Here is a 6,613-nt window from a genome sequence, read left to right on the forward strand (position 1 = left end):
GTGCTCTTAAAAACATCAATTAAGTTTCAAAAACAAACGTTATTGAAATCTAATTGCCCTTGTATTACAGCTAGCTGATGATTTGAAATAAAAGAACCTTTTTTGTAACTCTTGAAACAAACATTTAACCTACCTTTTACATACTTTCTGAAAGAGCTGTGTTTAAATGATAACTGGTCTTAAAACAATAGAATCAATTACTTTATTTTAAGCATATTCAATAAACCAACAAGGAAAATTCACACATTTAAGGAGAGTTTTTTTGAAAAAAAATATGATTATCACGAATTTATTTCTGAGTTGTTTAGCGATTTCAGCTGGCTTATTACTAAGCAATCAAGTTTTTGCCGCGCCCGTAGAAACCTCTAACACTCAAGAGAATATCATCGCAAAGTCTTCACAACAACTATCACAGCTTAAAGAAACAAAGCAACATTTTTCTAACAAAAAAAAGACGAATGATACTCAAGTTTCTACTATTGAAAAACGGATTAAAATAATCCAGCTCGATCTTGATCAGCTAGAAAAAATAAAAACAGCTGGATCTATTTCTAACTCAGCAAGCTCAAAGGAAGATCAAACCATATCCATGATCCCAGATAGCTCAACTGTCACTCTCAAAGCTGATCCAATCGTTGAGAAAAAAGAACAATTGACGGAATTGAGACAAAAACAAGATCGATTGAAAGAAGATAATCAGTCCCTTGTAAAACAACAGTCAGAGGTTGCAAAACAAGAAACGCAATTATCTGAAAAAATAACCTTAGTAAAAAAACAACAAGAGGAACAAACAAAAAAAATGGATACTAGCTCTACCATTGTAGCAGCTGCCAAAACGCACTTAGGCAAGCCATATGTTTATGGTGCTGCTGGTCCTGATACCTTTGATTGTTCTGGTTTAGTTCAAGTTGCCTTCACTGCTGCTGGACGTTCTATCGGTCGAACAACTGTAGATCAGGAAAGTGCTGGAGCAACTATCTCAGTTTCTGAAGCTCAAGCTGGTGATTTAGTTTTTTGGGGGAGTCATGGTAGTACACACCACGTAGGAATCTCACTTGGCGACGGCACTTATATTCATGCTCCTGTTCCTGGTGATGTCGTCCAAGTTGCGACGGTTGCTTCTTATACACCTGATTTTGCTGTAAGAGTATTATAAAAGCACTCCTAAATAAATAAGCTGAGGTAAACCGACTACAGTTCGGCTACCTCAGCTTGTTTGTTTCTAAACTGAAAAATGATCTATTAACGAAACAGCTCTCTCTTTTATAAATTATCATTTATTTAACTGGAAATCGAAATTGTTGAGAATTATGAGAAAGTATGCTATTTTATGGTTGTGTGTAATTTGATTTGTGTTCCCTCCATCTTCCTGATGGGGGAATATTTTTTTGCTTTTTTTAGATTACCAGCAAGAATTATTCATTCTACTATTATGTCTTCGGCTGTCATTCATATGATTCCGGCTACTATTTTCTCTTCTAGTAGAGGGATGATCATTTGATTCTCGCCATTTTTTTTGAACCTCAGTATCTTCCTGCGACTGCTCCACTTCATCCTCATTTTGCCCTGTTTCGTTTCGTTCTTCATTCATAGCTCCTCGATGGTGGCTATATCTTCGACCCATTTCAAAAGTATTCATCCGATCGTTTTGCTGATTTCCAACAGCTTCACTTACCGTGAAAAAGCCAATGCTTCCTATAAATAATACTACAAATAACCCGCTGATTACTTTCTTTTTCATTCTTACTTCCTCCTAACTTTTCTTTAGTTTAATAAACAATTGTGACAAATATGTGTCGAAAATAAATTTCCTAAACGCACTATTTTTGACTATAATGAAAGAAGTAACTAGGAGGATAATTTCATGAAAAATATTTTGATTGTTGATGATCATTTACAGATTACAGAGGTTTTGAAAGAATATGTCATAAAAGAAGGTTTTAACCCGATCATCGCTTCTGATGGACAGGCAGCCTTAGAGGCTTTTTTTAGCCATTCGATTGAGCTTATTTTATTAGATGTTATGCTGCCAAAACTTGATGGATTCGACGTTTGCAAAACGATACGGGAAACATCAAACGTGCCGATCATCATGATCACCGCTAAAGGAGAAGATTATCATCGGATCATGGGTTTAGATATCGGTGCAGATGATTATATTGTTAAACCATTCTCTCCAAGCGAAGTCATGGCTCGCATACGGGCTATTTCGCGACGTATCGAACGAACTGAAGAAAACCAACATACAATGAAACAGCTGACTTATGATAATTTGATCGTCTATTTAGAAGAAAAGAAAGTAACGATCTTACAACAAGAAATTTTGTTAACGAAACGAGAGCTGGAAATTTTATGGCTGCTTTTATCCAATCGGGAAAAAGTCTTTTCTAGAGATAACTTGCTGGATAGTTTATGGGGCATCGATTATTATGGCGATGCTAGAACAGTTGATACTCATATCAAACGGCTGCGGGCAAAATTAGATGAAGTCAGTCATCCAAACTGGGAAATTGCTACTGTCTGGGGACAAGGCTATAAATTCGAGGGTAACAATGAAAAATAAATTGACTAGAAAACTTATACTGTACTTTTCACTTACGTTATTACTTTTCTCACTTGTAATCGGTATCGCTTTTGGATTACTATTTTCTAAACAAACTGTCACTATCCACACCGAAGAAATGAGTCGACGTGCAACCGTTATTGCGGAGACGCTCACTGAGTATTTCACTGAGACAGAAGCATCTGAAAATAAGAGCAGCAGTTCTTCCCGGCATGGGATGATGAGTTCTGGCTCTTCAATGAAGATGGGCATGGGCTATTCTTCTTTTCTCAATTTTATGGACCAGTTAGCAATGGATGACATTTGGATCGTTGATGAAAATGCTGATACAATCACGGTCGGCCACGGCATGCATAGTAAAGAATACAATGAGCTACCGACAAATGCCAGAGAAGTTATTAAAAAAGTCTATGCTGGTAAAACAACTACTAGTAACGCTTTTAGTAATTTTATTGGAGAACCGACAGTTACAGTAGGAACACCCATTAAAAACGATAGTGGTGAAGTTTTGGCCGTTGTCTTGCTTCATTCAGCTGTATCTAGTGTGCATAAGGAAGAAAATCAAGGTTATTTGCTACTCTTTATTAGTATTTTGATTGCATGGATCATTGGGCTTTTTCTATCTATTTTACTATCCAAGAAATTCATCGCTCCTATCAATAAAATGAGTACCTTTACACAAGAGCTTGTTGTAGAAAACTATGATGAAACATTATCTATTGAGACAAATGATGAGATGGGACAACTTGGAGAAAAACTGACTGTTTTAAAAAATCGACTGGCTGAAGCTAAATTCCAACGGGAAAATCGTGAACAGGCTCAAAAGAATTTCTTATCCACGATTTCTCATGAATTACGAACACCTGTAACCGTTATTCGCGGTTCGCTTGAATCTTTAAATGACGGTTTGATCGATCAGCCGGAAAAAATCGAACAATATCATCAACAGCTGTTAGCAGAATCAATTGTTTTAGAACGCTTGATCAACGATCTACTGGAGTTGTCTAGACTAGAAAATCCCGAGTTTATCATTATGATGGAACCTGTAGCAATCATGGATATTTTATCTGATAGTATAAGAAGTCTTCGCTTGAAATCATCAGAAAAAGAACAGCATTTGCAATTAGAAAATTCAGTGAAGCAGCCTGTTACCATTAATGGGGATTATGGTAGAATTCGTCAGCTTTTTGTTATTCTGCTTGAAAATGCAATCAAATTTTCTTCATCTCAAGCAACAATCACTATTCGAGCAAAAATAACAGCAGATACTATGAATATCAGTATCCATAATGTTGGCTCTTATATCTCCGCAGATGAGCAAAAGCAAATCTTCCAACGCTTTCATCAGGCTCATGCAAAAGAACAAGTAGATGGTACAGGACTTGGTTTAGCAATTGCTAAAGAAATCGCTGAGCGTCATCATTTTTCTTTAACCGTCAGCAGTGACAAAACAGCTGGAACAACTTTCTATGTTAAAATACCACTGAAATAGCAAACAATCGCTTAGGATGTCTTGACGATAAAAGGTACCGACCTAGTCCAAAGAGCAAAGCGATGCACGAATGAAAGATGCAAAGTGTCTCGTCTACTAAGAATTGAAAAATATAAAAATAAAAAAAGCTTCACACAAATTTAAAAAACAAATTTTGTGAAGCTTTTTTATTTTTCAAAGTTAGGCCTGTTGTCCCAAACGTATTCCTTTATTTTATTCTACAGTGACGCTTTTAGCTAAATTCCGTGGTTTGTCCACATCATAACCTCTTTGCAAGGTTGCAAAATAAGCAATCAATTGTGTTGGAATAATACTCACTAAAGGCGTTAGCAATGGATGCACATCTGGTATAATCAATTGATCCGTTTCTTTAGCTAACGATGCTAAGGCAATCACGATATTATGGGCGCCGCGGCTTTCAACTTCTTTCAGATTTCCACGAGTATGCGCTGCCGTTTTTTTATCTGTGATGACACCGAAAACAGGTGTGCCTTCTTCAATCAATGCGATTGTTCCATGCTTAAGTTCTCCGGCTGCAAAGCCTTCTGCTTGAATATACGAAATCTCTTTTAACTTCAGTGATGCCTCCATCGAAACAAAATAATCCACACCTCGACCTATATAAAAAGCATTTCTCGTCTCTGATAAATACTCTTCTACTAATTGGCTGATGGCCATTTTCTCATCGATGATTGTTTCCATGACAGCTGCAATCACACTTAATTCATGAGCAATATCAAACTCTTTTGATGCCTCCAGTCCTTTGTGATCACCCACTGCTTTAGCAAGAACTGCTAAAACCGCAATTTGTGCTGTGTATGCTTTTGTAGAGGCTACCGCGATTTCTGGACCCGCATGAAGTAGTAACGTGTAATCTGCTTCTCTAGATAAAGTGGAGCCGGCCATATTGGTCAGTGTCAATGAAGGAAAATCAAGTTCATTCGTCCGTACTAGGACCTGACGGCTGTCTGCAGTTTCACCACTTTGACTCAAGAAAATGAAAAATGGTTTTTCTGATAATAGCGGCATATTATAGCCAAACTCACTAGACAGATGAACCTCAACTGGAATATCGGTCATCTTCTCTAAGATCGCTTTGCCAACCCAGCCAGCATTATAGCTAGTTCCGCAAGCCACAATATAAATACGATCACTCGCTGTCATTTTTTCAATGATTTCAGGATCGATTATTGCTTTGCCCATTGAATCTGTATATTCCTGAATAACTCTGCGCATAACAGCAGGCTGATCATCAATTTCTTTTAACATATAATATGGATAGGTGCCTTTTTCAATATCGCTTAAATCTAACTGTGCCTCATACGACTCACGATAGACCATATTGCCTTTTTCATCTTCAATTTCAATCTTGTCAGCTTTAACGATGACCATCTCACCATCTGCAATTTCTACAAAATGATTTGTCTCAGTCAGCATCGCCATCGCATCACTACAAATCACATTGAAATCATCTCCAAGACCGATCAACAAAGGGCTTTTGTTTTTCGCCACATAAATCGTCTCGGGATCATTTTTATCGATCAAAGCAAATGCATACGAACCTTTAATCACAGTTAAAGCTTTTTTGAAGGCCTCTTTTGTCGTCATGCCCAATTTTGAAAAATACTCGATCAAATAGACTGCGATCTCCGTATCAGTTTCACCGCCAAAGCGTTGATTTTGAAGAAATTCCTGTTTTATCTCTTCAAAATTTTCGATTACACCATTGTGGACTAAAATGAATTGATGATTATTTGATGTATGAGGATGCGCATTTCTTTCACTTGGTTTTCCGTGAGTTGCCCAACGCGTGTGACCGATCCCCACAGTTCCTTGAATTTCTGGGCTGATCTTTGTCTGAAGATTACTGATTCGTCCAATAGATTTCACTAGATAATCTTGCTTGTTTTTTCCTGTCACAAAGATTCCAGCTGAATCATATCCTCTATATTCTAATTTTTCCAAGCCTTGTACTAAAATGTCCGTTGCATTTTCTTTTCCAATTATTCCTACAATTCCACACATACGATTGATTTCCTACTTTCTAAATTGTCTTCGTTCATTGATTAAAAAAATTGAAATGGTTGAATTCAAAATAGTTAGTCATTTCCTGTTAAAATAACTGCATATTATTTGACGTCTACCTATTTAATTTTCTTAATTTTTCGTCATAAGTTTCTATCCTGCGTAGCTGGCTTTTTGTTATAATTTCGCAATTATTTTTTCTTTCCAGCTTATAGAGTGCAGCCCCTAGAGCTATCCGCCGAATCTTTCGATAGGCTCTTTCCTCGTCACCTGAATACTCAGGCCTGGCGCTATTCCATTATTGGTCTAACTGAACTCCTTTCTTTTTCATCAAATAGAAACTGCATTAATAATACATCAAACTAAATATAACTGTCAATACTTTTATAAAAAACAATAATTGGTCTAGTCTTAATAAGAGTTAAAAAAATAGGATACAACTCTACGAGTTATATCCCAGTCTCAAGGAATCCGAATAAACGGTGGAAGCAGAAGCAACTCCTTCGGAAATAAACACTTCTTATACGAAAACT

At 36.8% G+C, this 6,613-nt stretch carries 5 protein-coding genes; 3 read left to right on the forward strand and 2 right to left on the reverse strand.

The window, feature by feature from the left end:
- Positions 1-262: 262 nt before the first annotated feature.
- Positions 263-1,156: a C40 family peptidase gene (locus tag RV15_RS04535; RefSeq protein ID WP_071876857.1), complete on the forward strand. Its 894-nt coding sequence runs from the start codon at positions 263-265 to the stop codon at positions 1,154-1,156.
- 246 nt (positions 1,157-1,402) lie between these two features.
- On the opposite strand, the gene RV15_RS04540 is transcribed toward RV15_RS04535, so the two are convergent.
- A complete protein-coding gene (locus RV15_RS04540) occupies positions 1,403-1,741 on the reverse strand; it encodes a hypothetical protein (protein ID WP_071876858.1) in 339 nt (112 codons plus the stop codon).
- A 123-nt stretch (positions 1,742-1,864) separates the two neighbouring features.
- Here RV15_RS04540 and RV15_RS04545 point away from each other — a divergent pair, with 123 nt between their 5' ends.
- Both RV15_RS04545 and RV15_RS04550 read left to right on the forward strand, forming a co-directional pair.
- Positions 1,865-2,563 carry a response regulator transcription factor gene (locus RV15_RS04545; protein WP_071876859.1) on the forward strand — a complete coding sequence of 233 codons (699 nt, stop codon included), beginning with the start codon at positions 1,865-1,867 and terminating at the stop codon, positions 2,561-2,563.
- Entirely contained in the window at positions 2,553-4,055 is a 1,503-nt protein-coding gene (locus RV15_RS04550; RefSeq protein WP_071876860.1) for a HAMP domain-containing sensor histidine kinase, read from the forward strand. The genes RV15_RS04545 and RV15_RS04550 overlap by 11 nt, the downstream gene beginning before the upstream one ends.
- A gap of 213 nt (positions 4,056-4,268) precedes the next feature.
- On the opposite strand, the gene glmS is transcribed toward RV15_RS04550, so the two are convergent.
- Positions 4,269-6,080, reverse strand: a complete 1,812-nt coding sequence (gene glmS / locus RV15_RS04555; RefSeq protein ID WP_071876861.1) for a glutamine--fructose-6-phosphate transaminase (isomerizing) — start codon at positions 6,078-6,080, stop codon at positions 4,269-4,271.
- Between the last annotated feature and the right edge of the window lie 533 nt (positions 6,081-6,613).

The sequence above is a fragment of the Enterococcus silesiacus genome (assembly GCF_001886225.1).
GTDB lineage: Bacteria > Bacillota > Bacilli > Lactobacillales > Enterococcaceae > Enterococcus_L > Enterococcus_L silesiacus.